The following is a 17,292-nucleotide window of genomic DNA, read 5'->3' as shown; positions in this document are numbered from 1 at the left end:
TGGGCCGAGGGGCTGACGCCCGTGCGAGCCACCCTGCGCTGGGCACACTCCGATCTGCGCACGCATCGCGGCGAGGCGCTGTTCCTCGTCCTCGCCACGGCGGGCATCGTCGTGGCGCTGCTGCTGGCCACCGCCCTCTTCGGCTACGCCACCAACCCCTGGCAGCGGGTCTTCACCCAGGCCCGCGGCGCCCACGTCTGGCTGCACACCGACGCCTCCGCCGACACCCGGAAGCTGACCGCGCTGGACGGCGTCGAGTCCGTCGCCGGTCCCCATCCGACCGCCTCCGCCACCGTCGCCTCCCGGGGGACCCGCGCCTCCGTGGAACTGCGCGGCACCGCGGAGCTGCCCTCCGTCGGCCGCCCACTGCTCACCTCCGGCCACTGGCTGGACCCCGCCACCCCCGACGGCGTGGTCCTGGAGAGCGGTCTCGCCCGCGCCCTGCTGGCCCAGCCCGGCGACCCGCTCACCCTGCCCGGCACCGCGCAGAAGCTGACCGTCGTGGGCATCGCCGACAGCGCCGAGCCCCGTTACCGGCCGGGTGAACAGCCCGGCCTGGTCTGGGCGCTGCCGTCCGCGGTGCCCGACCCGGGCGGACAGGTCATCGGCGTGCGCCTGACGGACCCGGACGACACGGACTACGCCGTCCAGCGCGCCGTGACCCTGCTGGGCGCCGGGGCGATCGGCGAGGTCTCCACCTGGCAGCAGGCGCGCGCCGAGGCGCAGGGCGACAACCGGCTGCTCGGCCAGGTGCTGGGCCTGTTCGGTCTTGGCGCGCTGATCGCCGCCGGACTCGCCGTGCACGGGGCGATCGGCACCCGCATCCGCGGCCATCTGCGGGACATCTCCGTACTGAAGGCGATCGGCTTCACGCCCGGCCAGGTCGTCCGGGTCTTTCTGCTCCAGCATCTGGCGTACGCCCTGCTGGGCGCCATGACCGCCGCCGCGCTCACCGAGGCGCTGGGCAGGCGGATCCCGGGGCGGTTCGGAGACGCGGTCGGCGTGTGGCAGGGGCTGCCCGGGCACACGGCCGCCCTCATCGTGGTGCCGGTGGGCGCGGTGCTGTTCATCGGCGCGACCACCGGACTCGCCGCATGGCGGGCGGGACGGGTGCCGCCGGTGCCCGTGCCCCGGCCCGCGGCGCCCCTCGGCGGCCGGCTGTCGGGCGTGGCCCGGCGCGCACTGGGCGTACGGGTGCCGCCCGCGCTGGTCCTCGGCTGGCACAAGGCGTTCACCCGTTGGCCCCGGTCCCTGGGCACGGTCGCCCGGCTCGCGCTGCCGCTGCTGCTGATCGTGGTGGCGATGAGCGCATGGACCACCATCGACCGCTTCCACAGCAGCCCCGAGCGGATCGGCCTCCCCGCCGCGCTGACCGTCCGAGCCGACGCGGGCCTGAACGACCGGGACGCCCGCGCCCTGCTGGAACGCGACCCGCAGGTCGCCGCCGCCTACCCGGGCGTCGAAGTGGCCGCCCTGGTACCGGGCCAGACGGCGACCATCGCCCTGCGCGGCCTCGGCACCCGAGCGGACCCCTATCCGTACACGCTGGCCGAGGGCCGTCCCGCGCGCGGGCCCGACGAGGCCGTGGCCGGGCAGGGGCTGCTCGACCTGCTGGACGTACGGGTCGGGGACTGGGTGCGGATGACCGTCGGTGACCAGCCGCAGGTCCTGCACATCGTGGGCCGCAGCATCGAGCCGGAGAACGCCGGCCGGGTCGTCTCCACCTCCCTGGACACCCTCCGCGAGAACGACCCCGGCCTCAGCCCGACCCTCCACCAGCTCCGCCTGACCGCCGGCGCCGACCCGCACGAGGTCGCCGACCGACTCGCCACGGCCGGACGCGGCCACCTCGACGTGCACACCGTGACGAACCCGGCCGACGGGCTGTCCCCGCTGCGCGGAGTCGTCCTCGGGCTGATCGCCGTGCTCGCCCTGATCGGGCTCATCGAGCTGCTGACCGCGATCGGCGGCACGGTCCGCGAGGGCGAGCGGGACCTGCTGGCCCTGAAGGCGATCGGCCTGTCCCCACGCCAGATCACCGCGATCACGGTCACGGCCACCGGCTGTACGGCACTGGCGGCCCTGCTCACCGCCCTGGCCCTCGGGCTGCCGCTGGCGCACTGGCTGATCGACGCCCAGGGCAGATCCAGCGGCCTCGGCGCCGGCATCGCCCAGGGCCCCTCCCCCGCCCTCCTGCTGCTCCTCGGGGCGTCCGCCGTACTCGGCGCGACCGCCCTCGCCGCCCTCCCGGCCGCCCGAGCGGCCCGGCGCCGCCTCGCGGACACGCTCAGCGCGGTGGCCTGAGCGCGACTCCCGGTGTGGTCACCCGGAGACCGCGGTGACGCGCCGGTAGCTGCTGCCGTCGCGCTCGCGCACGAGCAGACCGTTCTCCACGCAGTAGCGGCGCAGCGCGGACGTGTCGTCGTGGACGGTGCGGAACGCCTCGTTGACCTCGCGCTCGGTATAGCTGCGCTCGGCCGCGAAGAGTGTTTCCGTCAGATGCTCGAGCAGTTCACGGCGTACGACCGGACGGACCGGGATCGACGTCAGCCGCCCGTGGGCGAAGAACCCGGTCAGACGCCGGGGCACGCCGGCCGCCGCCGGTTCGGCGGGGCGTGCGCGGCGGAAGACCGACGCGTCGGCCGTCAGGGAGCCGTCGGGACGGCGTTCCACGAGCCCGGCCGAGATCAGGCGCCCCAGGTGTTTGCGCACGGTGGGAGCGTCCTCCTCGCGTGGCGGCAGGGCCTGCAGCACGATGCGGGCGTACAGCTTCAGCCGTTCCGGGTCGGCGAGCGCGGCCAGGAGCTGGTCCATGGGGTTCCTTCCGGCAGGTGACGGAGCCGGAGCAGTGTCACCCGCCGGCCGGTGGCCGCGCATCCGAATAACGTCCGCGCGGCCACCCGGCGCCGACTCAACGCCCGCGCAGCTCCCGGTACTTGGCGACCAGCGTCGTGGTGGACGCGTCCAGGCCGGCCACCTCGGCGCCCTCGGTGAGGGCGGGCTCGACGCGCTTGGCGAGGACCTTGCCGAGCTCGACGCCCCACTGGTCGAAGGAGTCGATGTCCCAGACCGCGCCCTGGACGAACACCTTGTGCTCGTACAGAGCGACCAACTGGCCGAGCACCGACGGCGTGAGCTCACGCGCGAGGATCGTGGTCGTCGGGTGGTCACCCTTGAACGTCTTGTGCGCCACCAGCTCCTCCGGCACACCCTCGGCACGCACTTCGTCCGGCGTCTTGCCGAAGGCCAGTGCCTGCGTCTGGGCGAAGAAGTTGGCCATCAGCAGGTCGTGCTGGGCCTTCAGCTCGTCGCTGAGCTCGGCGACCGGCTCGGCGAACCCGATGAAGTCCGCCGGGATCAGCTTCGTGCCCTGGTGGATGAGCTGGTAGTAGGCGTGCTGCCCGTTGGTGCCGGGCGTGCCCCAGACGACGGGTCCGGTCTGCCAGTCCACCTCGCGTCCGTCCCGGCCGACGTACTTGCCGTTGGACTCCATGTCGAGCTGCTGGAGGTAGGCGGTGAACCTGGACAGGTAGTGGCTGTAGGGCAGCACGGCGTGCGACTGGGCGCCCAGGAAGTTGCCGTACCAGATGCCCAGCAGGCCCAGCAGCAGCGGCACGTTGGACTCGGCGGGAGCGGTGCGGAAGTGCTCGTCGACCAGGTGGAAGCCGTCGAGCATCTCCCGGAAGCGGTCCGGCCCGATGGCGATCATCAGCGACAGGCCGATCGCGGAGTCGTACGAGTAGCGGCCTCCGACCCAGTCCCAGAACTCGAACATGTTGGCCGTGTCGATGCCGAACTCCGCGACCTTCTCGGCATTCGTCGACAGAGCGACGAAGTGCTTGGCTACGGCGGCCGTTCCCCCACTCTCGGCTTCGCTCGAGCGGGAGGTGCCCCCATCGAGCGCGTCCAGCAGCCACTTCCGCGCGGACGTGGCGTTGGTGACCGTCTCGATGGTGGTGAAGGTCTTGGAGGCGATGATGAACAGCGTCTCGGCCGGGTCCAGGTCGCGCGTCGCCTCGTGCAGGTCGGCGCCGTCGACGTTGGAGACGAAGCGGACCGTCAGATCGCGGTCGGTGAAGGCGCGCAGCACCTCGTACGCCATCGCCGGGCCCAGGTCGGAGCCGCCGATGCCGACGTTGACGACGTTGCGGATCCGCCGGCCGGTGTGCCCGGTCCACTCCCCCGAACGGACCCGCTCGGCGAAGTCGGCCATCTTGTCGAGAACGGCGTGCACGGCCGGCACGACGTTCTCCCCGTCGACCTCGATGACCGCCTCGCGCGGCGCCCGCAGCGCGGTGTGCAGGACGGCGCGGTTCTCGGTCGTGTTGATCTTCTCGCCGCGGAACATGGCGTCCCGCAGGCCGAAGACGTCCCTCGCGGCGGCCAGCTCGCGCAGCAGCCGCAGGGTCTCGTCGGTGACGAGGTGCTTGGAGTAGTCGACGTACAGGTCCCCGACCTGCAGCGTGTAGCCGGAGCCGCGTCCGGGGTCCGCCGCGAACAGATCCCGCAGATGGGTGTCCGCGAACTCCTCACGGTGCTTGGCCAGAGCGGTCCACTCGGGCGTCTGATTGAGCCTGGTACGGCCGTCTGCGTTCATGGTCCCAACCTAATTGATCAGTGGGAGACGTGAGCTGTCGTCGCGTCGTCGTGCCGTGCAACAACAGATACGTTCACCTTGACCACAGGTGTCAGCACCACAGGTGTCAGCCGTCGGGCCGGGCACGGCTCGGTGCCCGGCCGGAGCTCAATTCCTAGATTTCGCCCCGCAGTTTGGCGAGCGCCTCGGCGAGGATCGCCTCGCCGTCCGCGTCGCTGCGCCGCTCCCGTACATACGCCAGGTGCGTCTTGTACGGCTCGGTGCGCGGCGGGGCCGGTGGGTTGTCCCGGTCCTGTCCGGCCGGGAACCCGCAGCGCGGGCAGTCCCAGGTGTCGGGAACCTGTGCGTCGCTGGCGAAGCTCGGCTGTGTTTCGTGCCCGTTGGAGCACCAGAAGGAGACGCGCAGACGGGGCGCGGACTCGCCGCGCTCGGCCTCGCCCATCGGCCCCGCCCCGACCCGGCTTCCTCGGATCGCGTTGCCACTTGCCACGGTCGTAACTCCCTGCGTGATGGTGCCGCAAAGCGAGTCGGCGTTTCGCTTCGCTGCGAGCGCCTCAGTCTACGTAAGGCCCAACGCGCGTCCAGTGATTGGAGTTACCGACCCCATATCAAGACGCAAGCCCCATGATAGGCCGCGCTCAGGGGCGCGTACCCAACATGGGGCGTTACGTGCGGAATGTGTGTGCCGGTCAGTTGTTGACCTTCATCAGGATGCCCAGCACGACGATGCACGCGAACCACAGCAGACCGACCACCACGGTGATGCGGTCCAGGTTGCGCTCGGCGACCGAGGAGCCGCCGACGGACGACTGCATGCCGCCACCGAACATGTCGGAGAGGCCGCCGCCCTTCCCCTTGTGCATCAGCACCAGCAGCATCAGCAGCAGGCTGAAGACGATCAGGGCGATCGAGAACCCCATAACCACGGCTGGACCAACTTCCTCGGATCTGGATCGACGACGGGGTCCAGCATGCACTGCTGGACCCCGCAAGGGTACGACGTATCGCCGCTACCGCATACTCACTGGTCGACTCACTGGTCGACTCACTGGTCGACTCGCTGGTCGCGGAAGCGGACGATCTTGACGAACTCGTCCGCGTCCAGCGAGGCGCCGCCGACCAGCGCGCCGTCGATGTCGGCCTTGGCCATGATCTCGGCGACGTTGCCGGACTTCACGGAGCCGCCGTACTGGATGCGGACCTTGTCGGCGACGTCCTGGGAGTACAGCTCGGCGAGCTTGCCGCGGATCGCCGCGCAGACCTCCTGGGCGTCGTCGGCGCCGCAGACCTTGCCGGTGCCGATGGCCCAGACGGGCTCGTAGGCGATCACGATGGACTCGGCCTGCTCGGCCGCCACGCCCTTCAGACCGCCCTCGACCTGGGCGAGCGTGTGCGTGACGTGGTTGCCCGCGTCACGGACCTCCAGCTCCTCGCCGACGCACATGATCGGGGTCAGGCCGTGCTTGAAGGCGGCCTTGACCTTGGCGTTGACGATCTCGTCGGTCTCGGCGTGGTACTGGCGGCGCTCGGAGTGGCCGACCGCCACGTAGGTGCACTTCAGCTTGGCCAGCATCGCGCCGGAGATCTCGCCGGTGTACGCGCCGGAGTCGTGCGCCGAGAGGTCCTGGGCACCGTACTTGATCTTCAGCTTGTCGCCGTCGACCAGGGTCTGCACGGAGCGCAGGTCGGTGAAGGGCGGCAGGACGGCGACCTCGACGGCCTCGTAGTCCTTGTCGGCCAGGGCGAAGGCGAGCTTCTGGACGTGGGCGATGGCCTCGAGGTGGTTGAGGTTCATCTTCCAGTTGCCCGCCATCAGGGGCGTACGGGTGGTCATTGAGGGTCAGTCCTCCAGTGCGGCGAGGCCGGGGAGCGTCTTGCCCTCGAGGTATTCGAGGGAGGCGCCGCCACCGGTCGAGATGTGGCCGAATGCGTTCTCCTCGAAGCCCAGGATGCGCACAGCCGCGGCGGAGTCGCCGCCGCCGACCACGGTGAAGCCCGGGGAGCCGATGAGGGCCTGGGCGACCGCCTTGGTGCCCTCGGCGTAGTCGGGGTGCTCGAAGACGCCCATGGGGCCGTTCCAGAAGACGGTGGCGGCGTCGGCGAGCTTCGAGGCGTACAGCTTGCGGGTCTGCGGACCGATGTCCAGACCCTCCTGGTCCGCCGGGATGGCGTCCGCGGCGACGGTGGTGGGGTTCGCGGGGGCCTTGGTCTTCAGGTCCGGGAACTCGGGAGCGACCAGGACGTCGACCGGCAGGACCAGCTCGACGCCGGTCTTCTCGGCGCGCTCGATGTACTCGGTGACGGCCGGGATCTGGTCCTCCTGGAGGAGGGAGATGCCGACCTCGTAGCCCTTGGCCTTGAGGAAGGTGTAGGCCATGCCGCCGCCGATGAGGAGGCGGTCGGCCTTGCTGAGCAGCTGGTCGATGACGGCGAGCTTGTCGGAGACCTTGGCGCCGCCGAGGGCGACGACGTACGGCCGCTGGACGTCCTCGGTGAGTTTCTTCAGGACGCCGACCTCGGTGGCGATGAGGTGGCCGGCGTAGTGCGGCAGCCGGGCCGGGAGGTCGTACACGGAGGCGTGCTTGCGGTGCACGGCGCCGAAACCGTCACCGACGTACACGTCGGCGAGGGCGGCGAGCCGGTCGGCGAAGGCGGCGCGCTCGGCGTCGTCCTTGGCCGTCTCGCCGGCGTTGAAGCGCAGGTTCTCGATCACCGCGACCTGGCCGTTCGCCAGTCCGGCGACGGTGGCCTGCGCGGCCTCGCCGACCGTGTCGGTGGCGAACTGCACCTCGGCACCGAGGAGTTCACCGAGGCGCCGGGCGGCGGGCAGCAGCGAGAAGGCGGGGTCCGGGGCACCCTTGGGGCGGCCGAGGTGCGAGGCGACGACCACCTTGGCACCGGCGTCCGCGAGGGCCTTGACGGTGGGCAGTACGGCGCGGATGCGGCCGTCGTCGGTGATGACACCGTCGGCCAGCGGCACGTTCAGGTCGGCACGGACGAAGACCCGCTTGCCGTCCACACCTTCCGAGAGAAGTTCGTCGATCGTCTTCATGAGGGGACTCCTGAGAGGGCTGGTCGATCAGTACGTGCGGCAGGGCTCGGACAACGCGGTGTGCGCTGACCGAGCCCTGCTCTCACATCGAGGTGCCTGCTCCGGTGATCAGAGCTGGTTGCCGACGAAGACCGTGAGGTCGACGAGGCGGTTGGAGTAGCCCCACTCGTTGTCGTACCAGCCGATGACCTTCACGTTCTTGCCCTCCTGGACCATGGTCAGGGAGGAGTCGAAGGTGCAGGACGCCGGGGCGTTGACGATGTCCGAGGAGACGATCGGGTCCTCGGTGTACTCGAGGAGGCCCTTGAGCTCGCCCTCGGCGGCCTTCTGGAAGGCGGCGTTGACCTCTTCCTTGGTGACCTCGCGGCCGAGCTCGACGACCAGGTCGGTGACGGAGCCGGTCGGGACCGGGACGCGCATGGCCATGCCGTCCAGCTTGCCCTTGAGCTGCGGCAGGACCAGGGCGGTGGCCTTGGCGGCACCGGTGGTGGTCGGGATGATGTTCTCGGCGGCGGCACGGGCGCGGCGCAGGTCCTTGTGCGGGAAGTCCAGGATGCGCTGGTCGTTCGTGTACGCGTGGACGGTCGTCATCAGACCCTTGACGATGCCGAAGTTCTCGTCGAGGACCTTGGCCATCGGCGCCACACAGTTGGTGGTGCAGGAGGCGTTGGAGATGACGTGGTGGTTTGCCGGGTCGTACTTGTCGTGGTTGACGCCCATCACGATGGTGATGTCCTCGTCCTTGGCCGGGGCCGAGATGAGGACCTTCTTCGCACCGCCCGCGATGTGCTTCGCGGCGTCTTCCTTCTTGGTGAAGATGCCGGTCGACTCGATGACGATGTCGACGCCCAGCTCGCCCCACGGGATGTCGGCGGGGTTGCGCTCGGACAGCACCTTGATGGTGTAGCCGCCGACGGTGATCGTGTCGGCGGTGTGCGTGACCTCCTGCTTGAGGCGGCCCAGGATGGTGTCGTACTTCAGCAGGTGAGCGGTGGTCGCGGTGTCACCCAGGTCGTTGACAGCCACGATCTCGATGTCTGCACCCTGCTCCAGCAGCGCGCGGAAGTAGTTACGACCGATGCGGCCAAAGCCGTTGATGCCTACGCGGATCGTCACGAACCGATCTCCTCGTTGGTACGCCGGTGTCTTGACGCCGGCGAGCTGTATGGGATGTCCCCGACCGGATCCGACCCTACCTCCCCGAGGCCTCCGGGGTGACATCGAGATGGCCCATACACGGCACTGCGGTCCGTACCCGCCAGTAGGGGTACGGACCGCCCGGGCCGCGAGAGCCGATCACCCTGAATGACTACGCGGAGTCGGCGGTCGTTGACCGTCGTCGACCTTCGGAAACTCAGTCGTCGAGTGCTGCGAGTGCCTCCCCGATCAGGGCTCTGCGGTCGGCCGCCGCGGTGACGTGCTCCAGGCCGAAGCCCAGCAGCACGGTGTCGTCCGTGGTGACCGCTCCGTATGTCTTGAACAGTTCGCCGGACAGCCCCCAGTCCTTGACCACCGCGGGGCTGCCCGAGGGCGGTCCCGGGGTGCTCCAGGCGCCGAGCGACGTCTCGAAGCCTTCCGTCTGGCCCGCCGTACCGCCGATGACCACGGAGGCGTTGTCGGCGAGGACGCCGTGGCCGCCGGAGCCGGGGTCGGTGATGTAGGAGAGCGAGACCTCGACCGTCTTCCCGGCGTAGGCGGAGAGGTCGAACTCGACCTGCTGCCAGCCGTCCGAGGCGCCGGTGAAGCTGTTCCAGGAACCGCTCGTCCCGGTGGGCGTGCAGCCGCCCTCGCCCGGGGTCAGATACCGCTTCAGGGCTGGGTGTGCCTGAATGAAGTAACCGGCCTCGCACTCGGTGGGCACGGTGGTGCCGGTGGCGCCGCCCTTCTCCGGGAGGGTGGTCCAGTCGTCCGCCCCGGCGGTGTGCGCCTCCAGGACGGCGTGGTCGTAGCCCTGCTCGGTGTCCCACAGGAGCCGGGTGCGCAGGGTCGGGGCGTCGGCCGCGCTGACGGAGGTGAGGTCGATGGTCCGGGTCAGACGGTTCCAGGCGTAGTCGGAGTGCGTGACGGCCGCCATGGAGGCGCCTTCGTACGGGCCGTAGGGGTTGACCGTCCCCGGGTACTGGCCCGCGCCCGCGCTCTCGAACTGCGGGAACGTCTCCATGGGCAGGGTGTCCGAGGTGACGCCGAAGGATCCGGCCGCGTTCAGCGGGTTGCCGGGCGCGTCGCCGAGGGTTCCCGTGACGCCCGCCAGCCTGCCGGTGCCGGTGAACGCCGTGGCGTCCGGCAGGGACGTACGGCTGTAGGCGCCCAGGTAGTACTGGCTGAAGTCGTTCGACAAGGTGCCTCCGCCGAGGTCGACCGAGCCGCCGGCCGTCTCGCCCGCCTCGATCAGCCTGCCGCCCTCGTTGAGGTGGGCACGCAGTTCGAGCTGGGTGGCGACGCCGGGCCGGACCGCGCCGGTGTGGTGGACGACGGTGTCGAAGTGCTTCAGGACGCCCAGCGCGTCCGGGGCGCCCTGGGTGGCGACGTCCCAGACGAGCGCCTTCCTGCCGTTGGCCTTCAGGGCGTCCACGTACATCTGTGCCTGGGTCGTGGGCGCCCCCTCCTCGGCGACGACGAGCGTGTCCGCGCGCGGCCGTTCGGCCACCGTGTACGTGAAGTGCTCGCTCTCGGTGCGCTTGCCGCTCTTCGTCCTGCCGGTGAACCAGACCTCGACCCTGTCCCCGGGATCGCCGTCATCAACCCCGGCCCGGTACTCGTCGAAGTGGAGGTTGTCCTCACCGCCGAACGTCTCACCGCCCTTCCACGGCCGGAGCGCCACGTCCTGCGTACGGCCGCCGTTGACGCGGTACCTGAGCTCCTTGGCCCGCACGGACCTGCGTGCGACGACGGAGACCTCCTGGTCGGCGCCGCGCGCGTACGACGTCGTGAAGGCCGCCGGTGTGAAGTCGGGGGCGTCGATGCCGACCGACGACTTCGGCCGGTCCGGCCGGGCCGCAGACTCGGCGACCGAGAGCGCGAACGGGATGTTCTTCTCGAACTCCTGCTGGATCAGCTTCTCGTCGTCCGGGAAGGTGAAGATCGACGCGCAGTCCGCGGGCTTCCAGGCGTCGTCCGGGTCGACGTTCGAGGCCGTCTGACAGGTCGACATCTCCGGTGTGAACATCGCGGTGCCGTTGATGTTGGCCGCGTGACCGTCCGCCTCGCCGTTGGTGGTGTAGAGCTCGGAGGAGAGCTGCGGGTGGTAGCCCTGGATCGCGGAGTTCTCCGGCGTACCGGCGAGGGCCTTGTAGAGCACGTCGTCCGGGGTCGGCGTGGCCACCTGCCAGCCGACCCCGTAGAGGAGGAGTTCGGCGGCGGAGTGGTAGTTGATGCCGTACTCGAAGCCGATACGCCGCTCGAAGGCGTCGAGCGCCTTGGTCTCGGGTTCGGAGTTCGGGCCGGGGCCTCGGTAGGTCTGGCTGGTGGGGTACGGGGACGAACCCTCGTCGTCATAGCCCCACTTGTAGGCGAAGTTGCGGTTGAGGTCGACGCCGTCGCCGATCGTGTACGCGCCGTCGCTGTTGTTGTCGCGCATGTTCTTGCGCCACTGGCGGTCGCCTTCGGGGGCGTGGGTCCAGTCGTAGCCGTCGGGGTTGGCGACGAGGACGAACCACAGCTCGGTCGTGTCGACGATCTTCTTGATCCGCTTGTCCGTGGCGTAGTTGTCCAGGTAGTGGTGCATCAGCCGCCGGGTCATCTCCGGGGTGATCCACTCGCGCGCGTGCTGGGTGGACATGTACAGGGTGGAGGGCTTGGCTCCGTCCTTGGTCCGCTTCGCGTTCCTGGTGAGCTTGAGGGCAAGGATGTCCTGGCCCTGGACCGTCTTGCCGATGGAGACGACCTTGGTGAGGGACGGGTGCTCCTGGCCGGTGCGGAGGATCTCCTCCTTGAGGCCGCCCGCTCCGCTGTACGGCCGGTAGACGCCGTCCCCGGCGGCGGCCACACGCGCGCGTGCCTGCGCCGAGAGCGTGTGCTCCTTGAGGTCGACGCCCTGCTTTTCGAGTTTCCTGGCCTGCTTGTCGGTGAGGTAGACCTCGACGGTGGCGGTGCCCTTGTCGGGAGCCTGTTCGCCGAGTTCGTGAGCGTCCTGACCGGTTGCGAGCAGCAGGGGGATCTGCTGCTTGGTGACTTCGGCCCGGTAGACCTTGACCTCCTCCGTGTCGGGACTCGATGAACTTGTGGAACTGGTGCCCTGTGCCTGGGCGAAGGGTGCGATGCTCGCTCCACCGATCAGGAGCGCGCCGACAGCGAGGATCGATCTCGCTCTGTGTCTCATTTACCCCCCTGGTACTGGATCGCCCCAGTGGCGAATAGCTGCCAGGCTCATGACACTTCATGATCGAGTCAAGGGCGCCTCCGACACGCACACACGCCGGTGCCGACCACCCAAGTGGGCGTCGGCACCGGCGTGCTGATCGCTCGTCAGGTCATCCCGCGAGGTTGTCCGCCAGCTCCTCGGTGAGGTTGGCCTCCGTGCTCGGGATACCGAGGTCGGCGGCCCGCTTGTCGGCCATGGCCAGCAGGCGGCGGATACGGCCCGCGACGGCGTCCTTGGTCAGTGGCGGGTCGGCGAGGGCGCCCAGCTCCTCCAGGGAGGCCTGCTTGTGCTCCATGCGGAGCCGGCCGGCGGCGGCGAGGTGCTCGGGGACGTCGTCGCCGAGGATCTCCAGGGCGCGCTGGACGCGGGCGCCGGCGGCGACGGCCGCGCGGGCGGAGCGGCGCAGGTTGGCGTCGTCGAAGTTGGCGAGGCGGTTCGCCGTGGCGCGGACCTCGCGGCGCATCCGGCGCTCCTCCCAGGCGAGCACCGACTCGTGGGCGCCGAGGCGGGTGAGGAGGGCGCCGATGGCGTCGCCGTCCCGGACGACGACCCGGTCCACGCCGCGCACCTCGCGGGCCTTCGCGGCGATGGACAGCCGGCGGGCGGCGCCGACAAGCGCGAGCGCGGCCTCGGGGCCGGGGCAGGTCACCTCCAGGGAGGAGGAGCGGCCGGGCTCGGTGAGCGAACCGTGCGCCAGGAAGGCGCCCCGCCAGGCCGCCTCGGCGTCACAGGTGGCCCCCGAGACCACCTGCGGTGGCAGACCGCGGATCGGGCGGCCCCGGCCGTCCACGAGGCCGGTCTGCCGGGCCAGCTGGTCGCCGCCCGCGACGACGCGCACGACGTAGCGCGAACCGCGCCGCAGCCCGCCCGGCGCCATCACGATCAGCTCCGAGCTGTGCCCGAAGATCTCCAGGACGTCCCGCTTGAGGCGGCGGGCCGCCATCGCGGTGTCCAGCTCCGCCTCGATCACGATGCGCCCGCTGACCAGGTGGAGGCCGCCGGCGAACCGCAGAATGGCGGAGACCTCCGCCTTCCTGCAGCAGGTCCGGGTGACGGGGAGCCGGGAGATCTCGTCCTTCACCGCTGCCGTCATCGCCATGGGCCGATCCTTCCATGCATCCGAAAAATACGGTCGTACGCGGCGGCCAGCAGCTCCGGATCGTGCCGCGGAGTTCCGTCCCTCCGGGCCACCGGCGCCAGCTCGACCGCGGCCCCGAAACGCCGGGCGGCGTCGGTCAGCGAGTCGCGGTCGGGCACGGCGGCCTCGTCGGCCAGCACCACGTCCAGGGCGAGTTTAGGGGCGTGTCGCCCCAAAACCTCCAAATGACGCTGCGGGGAGAAGCCCTCGGTTTCTCCGGGCTGCGGGGCGAGGTTCAGCGAGAGTACCCGGCGTGCCTTCGTCTCCAGGAGTGCGTCCAGCAGTTCGGGCACGAGCAGGTGCGGGATGACCGAGGAGAACCAGGAGCCGGGGCCGAGCACCACCCAGTCCGCGTCCAGGACCGCCTCGACGGCCTCGGGTACGGCGGGCGGGTCGTTCGGCACGAGGTGCACGGACTGCACCTCGCCGGGGGTGAGCGCCACGGTCGCCTGGCCGCGGACCGTCTCGATCTCCTCCGGCCGGTCCGGGTCGTGCCCCTTGACCAGGGCCTGGAGCTCCAGGGGCACGGCGGACATGGGCAGCACCCGCCCCTGCGCGCCCAGCAGCTTGCCGACCAGGTCGAGCGCCTGGACGTGGTCGCCGAGCTGCTCCCACAGGGCGACGATCAGCAGGTTGCCCACCGCGTGTTCGTGCAGTTCGCCCTGGGACTGGAAGCGGTGCTGGATGACCCGGGCCCAGGTCTGGCCCCACTCGTCGTCCCCGCACAGCGCGGCCAGCGCCTTGCGCAGGTCGCCGGGCGGCAGCACGCCCAGCTCGTCGCGCAGTCGGCCGCTGGAGCCGCCGTCGTCGGCCACGGTGACGACGGCGGTGAGGTCGCCGGTGATCCGGCGCAGCGCGGCGAGCGAGGCGGACAGGCCCATGCCGCCGCCGAGGGCGACCACCTTGGGCTGGGCGCCCCGGCGGCGCGCCCGGCCACCCCGGGGCTCGGCGAGCCGGCCGCCGCGCCCTTCCGGGGTGACCCCGCGCAGCCTGCTGAGCCGCGACGTACGTCCGGTCATTCGCGTCCCATGTCCCGGTGCACGACCACCGTCTCCACGCCCTCGGCCGCGAGGCGCGCGGCGAGCTTCTCCGACATGGCGACCGAGCGGTGCTTGCCGCCCGTGCAGCCGACCGCGATGGTCACATACCGCTTGCCCTCGCGCCGGTAGCCGGTCGCAATGAGCTGGAGCAGCTCGGCGTAGCGGTCGAGGAACTCCTTCGCGCCGGGCTGGTTGAAGACGTACGAGGCGACCTCGTCGTTCAGGCCGGTGAACGGGCGCAGCTCGGGCACCCAGTGCGGGTTGGGCAGGAACCGGCAGTCGACGACGAGGTCGGCGTCGACGGGGAGGCCGTACTTGTAGCCGAACGACATCACGGTGGCCCGCAGCTCGGGCTCCTCCTCGCCGGCGAACTGGGCGTCCATCTTGGCGCGCAGCTCGTGCACGTTCAGGCTGGAGGTGTCGATCACCAGGTCGGCGTCGCCGCGCAGCTCGCGCAGCAGCTGACGCTCGGCGGCGATGCCGTCGACGATGCGGCCGTCGCCCTGGAGGGGGTGCGGGCGGCGCACGGACTCGAAGCGGCGCACCAGGGCCTCGTCGGAGGACTCCAGGAAGACGATCCGCCGGGTGACGCCTCTGCTGTCGAGGTCGGCGAGGGACTCGCGGAGGTTGTCGAAGAAGCGGCGGCCGCGGACGTCGACGACGACCGCGATCCGCGCCACGTTGCCCTGGGAGCGGGCGCCGAGCTCCACCATGGTGGGGATCAGGGCGGGCGGGAGGTTGTCGACGACGAACCAGCCGAGGTCCTCCAGACACTTCGCGGCCGTCGAGCGCCCGGCTCCGGACATGCCGGAGATGATCACCAGCTCGGGGATGGCCGTCTCGGGGACCCCGTTGCCTTCGACGCCCGTACCCACCTGTGCTCCGCTTTCCCGAGACGCATCCTGCCGGGTGCGGTCCTCGCCGGTTTCCTTGTGCGTTTCCCTGAGTGCCTGATCTCGCTCCGCTGTGGGCTGCTTCTCGTGCTCGGTCATCTCTCCTGCCCCCGTCGCTCGTCCGGGGCGCCCGTGGGCACGGGCTCCCCTGGGGGACCCGCTGTCATCTCGGGTGCCCCGTCTTCCACGTCATCCATGATCTCTCCGGTCGCCGTGTTCACGGCGGGCGCGGCCGGAGCCGCCTGGGCAAGAGCCACGGCGATGGCCTCGGCCGTTTTGCGACCTATGCCCGGAACCTCGCAGATCTGGTCGATTGTCGCGGATCGCAGCTTCTTCACCGACCCGAAGTGCTTGATCAGCGCCTGTTTGCGTGTCTCGCCGAGCCCGGGGACGTCGTCCAGGGGACTCGAACGGAAGCGCTTGGCGCGCTTGGTCCGCTGGTAGGTGATCGCGAACCGGTGGGCCTCGTCGCGGACCCGTTGCAGCAGGTAGAGGCCTTCGCTGGTGCGGGGCAGGACGACCGGGTCATCGTCGTCCGGCAGCCAGACCTCCTCCAGGCGCTTGGCGAGGCCGCACACGGCGATGTCGTCGATGCCGAGCTCGTCCAGGGCCCGCTTGGCCGCCATGACCTGCGGCTTTCCGCCGTCGACGACGACCAGCTGCGGGGGGTAGGCGAAGCGCTTGGGGCGGCCGTCGTCCTCGGTGAAGGCGGTGGGTGCGCCGTTTCCGGCGGCGTCCGCGGTGCCGTTCGTGAGGTCGGGCTCACCCTCGGCCCACTCGCCGGTCTTCTCCTTCTCGGCGAGGTAGCGCCGGAAGCGGCGGGTGATCACCTCGTGCATGGAGCGGACGTCGTCCTGTCCCCTGAAGCCCTTGATCTGGAAGCGCCGGTACTCGCTCTTGCGCTGCAGCCCGTCCTCGAAGACGACCATGGACGCCACCACGTCGTCGCCCTGGAGGTGCGAGATGTCGTAGCACTCGATCCTGAGCGGTGCGCTGTCCAGCTCGAGGGCGTCGGCGATCTCCTCAAGGGCACGCGAGCGCGTGGTCAGGTCGGAGGCGCGTTTGGTCTTGTGCAGGACGAGCGCCTGCTGGGCGTTGCGCTGCACGGTCTCCATCAGCGCCTTCTTGTCGCCGCGCTGGGGGATGCGCAGCGAGACGATCGATCCCCGGCGCCCGGTCAGCCACTCCTGCACCGGCTCCACCGGGTCGGGCAGGGCGGGGACGAGGACCTCCTTGGGGACGGCGTCGCCGCTCTCCTCCCCGTACAGCTGCTGGAGGGCGTGCTCGACGAGGGCGCCGGTGGCGATCTCCTCGACCTTGTCGGTCACCCAGCCACGCTGACCGCGGACGCGACCGCCGCGGACGTGGAAGATCTGCACGGCCGCTTCCAGCTCGTCCTCGGCGACCGCGATCAGGTCGGCATCGGTCGCGTCCGCGAGCACGACCGCGTTCTTCTCCATGGCCTTCTTCAGGGCCTCGATGTCATCGCGCAGCCGGGCCGCCCGCTCGTACTCCAGCTCCTCGGCCGCCTCGGTCATCTGCTTCTCGAGGCGGCGCAGGTAGGTGCCCGTACGGCCGGTCATGAAGTCGCAGAACTCCTCTGCCAGGTCCCGGTGCTCCTCGGCGTCGACCCGGCCGACGCAGGGGGCGGAGCACTTGCCGATGTAGCCGAGCAGGCAGGGGCGGCCGGTGCGGGCGGCGTTCTTGAAGACTCCGGTCGAGCAGGTACGCACCGGGAAGACGCGCAGGAGCAGGTCGACGGTGTCCCGGATGGCCCACGCGTGCGCGTACGGCCCGAAATAGCGCACGCCCTTCTTCTTGTGCCCTCGCATCACCTGCACTCGCGGGAACTCCTCGTTCATCGTCACCGCGAGGTAGGGGTAGCTCTTGTCGTCGCGGTACTTGACGTTGAACCGGGGGTCGAACTCCTTGATCCAGGAGTACTCCAGCTGCAGCGCCTCGACCTCGGTGGACACCACCGTCCACTCCACCGACGAGGCCGTGGTGACCATGGTCCGGGTGCGCGGGTGCAGTCCCGCCAGGTCCTGGAAGTAGTTGGCCAGGCGCTGGCGCAGGCTCTTCGCCTTTCCGACGTAGATCACCCGGCGGTGCTCGTCACGGAACCTGTACACCCCGGGAGAGTCCGGGATCTGTCCCGGCTTGGGGCGGTAGCTGGAGGGGTCGGCCATGTCTCACACCCTACTGGCGAGCA

At 70.5% G+C, this 17,292-nt stretch carries 13 protein-coding genes; 1 reads left to right on the top strand and 12 read right to left on the bottom strand.

What is annotated here, in order from left to right; all coding sequences use genetic code 11:
- Nucleotides 1-21: 21 nt before the first annotated feature.
- Complete coding sequence (locus ACKTSN_RS34995) at nt 22-2,304, top strand: ABC transporter permease (RefSeq protein WP_409472783.1); 2,283 nt, start codon at nt 22-24, stop codon at nt 2,302-2,304.
- A gap of 18 nt (nt 2,305-2,322) precedes the next feature.
- Here the strand turns inward: ACKTSN_RS34995 and ACKTSN_RS34990 are convergent, their stop codons facing one another.
- The 12 genes from ACKTSN_RS34990 to uvrC form a co-directional block, all read right to left on the bottom strand.
- Nucleotides 2,323-2,814: a DUF2087 domain-containing protein gene (locus tag ACKTSN_RS34990; protein WP_409472782.1), complete on the bottom strand. Its 492-nt coding sequence runs from the start codon at nt 2,812-2,814 to the stop codon at nt 2,323-2,325.
- Between the two features lie 97 nt (nt 2,815-2,911).
- Nucleotides 2,912-4,597, bottom strand: a complete 1,686-nt coding sequence (pgi, locus tag ACKTSN_RS34985) for a glucose-6-phosphate isomerase (RefSeq protein WP_409472781.1) — start codon at nt 4,595-4,597, stop codon at nt 2,912-2,914.
- Nucleotides 4,598-4,751: 154 nt separating this feature from the next.
- The gene (locus tag ACKTSN_RS34980) at nt 4,752-5,087 is read right to left on the bottom strand and encodes an RNA polymerase-binding protein RbpA (RefSeq protein ID WP_129797281.1); all 336 of its coding nucleotides are present in this window, start codon (nt 5,085-5,087) and stop codon (nt 4,752-4,754) included.
- 199 nt (nt 5,088-5,286) lie between these two features.
- Entirely contained in the window at nt 5,287-5,517 is a 231-nt protein-coding gene (gene secG, locus ACKTSN_RS34975; protein WP_009300451.1) for a preprotein translocase subunit SecG, read from the bottom strand.
- Nucleotides 5,518-5,642: 125 nt separating this feature from the next.
- Entirely contained in the window at nt 5,643-6,431 is a 789-nt protein-coding gene (gene tpiA, locus ACKTSN_RS34970; protein ID WP_409472780.1) for a triose-phosphate isomerase, read from the bottom strand.
- A gap of 6 nt (nt 6,432-6,437) precedes the next feature.
- Nucleotides 6,438-7,649, bottom strand: a complete 1,212-nt coding sequence (locus ACKTSN_RS34965; protein ID WP_409472779.1) for a phosphoglycerate kinase — start codon at nt 7,647-7,649, stop codon at nt 6,438-6,440.
- Between the two features lie 108 nt (nt 7,650-7,757).
- On the bottom strand, nt 7,758-8,765 hold the full coding sequence (gene gap / locus ACKTSN_RS34960; RefSeq protein WP_409472778.1) for a type I glyceraldehyde-3-phosphate dehydrogenase: 1,008 nt from the start codon (nt 8,763-8,765) through the stop codon (nt 7,758-7,760).
- A 238-nt stretch (nt 8,766-9,003) separates the two neighbouring features.
- Nucleotides 9,004-11,967: a M14 family metallopeptidase gene (locus tag ACKTSN_RS34955; RefSeq protein WP_409472777.1), complete on the bottom strand. Its 2,964-nt coding sequence runs from the start codon at nt 11,965-11,967 to the stop codon at nt 9,004-9,006.
- A 151-nt stretch (nt 11,968-12,118) separates the two neighbouring features.
- Entirely contained in the window at nt 12,119-13,108 is a 990-nt protein-coding gene (gene whiA, locus ACKTSN_RS34950) for a DNA-binding protein WhiA (protein ID WP_409472776.1), read from the bottom strand.
- Nucleotides 13,099-14,166 carry a gluconeogenesis factor YvcK family protein gene (locus ACKTSN_RS34945; RefSeq protein ID WP_385258322.1) on the bottom strand — a complete coding sequence of 356 codons (1,068 nt, stop codon included), beginning with the start codon at nt 14,164-14,166 and terminating at the stop codon, nt 13,099-13,101. The genes whiA and ACKTSN_RS34945 overlap by 10 nt, the downstream gene beginning before the upstream one ends.
- Nucleotides 14,163-15,179, bottom strand: coding sequence for an RNase adapter RapZ (rapZ, locus tag ACKTSN_RS34940; protein ID WP_409472775.1), 1,017 nt, complete (start codon nt 15,177-15,179; stop codon nt 14,163-14,165). The genes ACKTSN_RS34945 and rapZ overlap by 4 nt, the downstream gene beginning before the upstream one ends.
- Nucleotides 15,176-17,269 (bottom strand): excinuclease ABC subunit UvrC, encoded by a 2,094-nt coding sequence (gene uvrC, locus ACKTSN_RS34935; RefSeq protein ID WP_409472774.1) that lies wholly within the window; start codon nt 17,267-17,269, stop codon nt 15,176-15,178. Before uvrC ends, rapZ begins: the two co-directional genes overlap by 4 nt.
- Nucleotides 17,270-17,292 lie beyond the last annotated feature (23 nt).

Source organism: Streptomyces flavusporus (assembly GCF_046267975.1).
Classification (GTDB): Bacteria; Actinomycetota; Actinomycetes; order Streptomycetales; family Streptomycetaceae; genus Streptomyces; species Streptomyces flavusporus.
The sequence above is the reverse complement of the archived record's forward strand: the minus strand, read 5'-3'. Positions and strand labels throughout refer to the sequence as shown.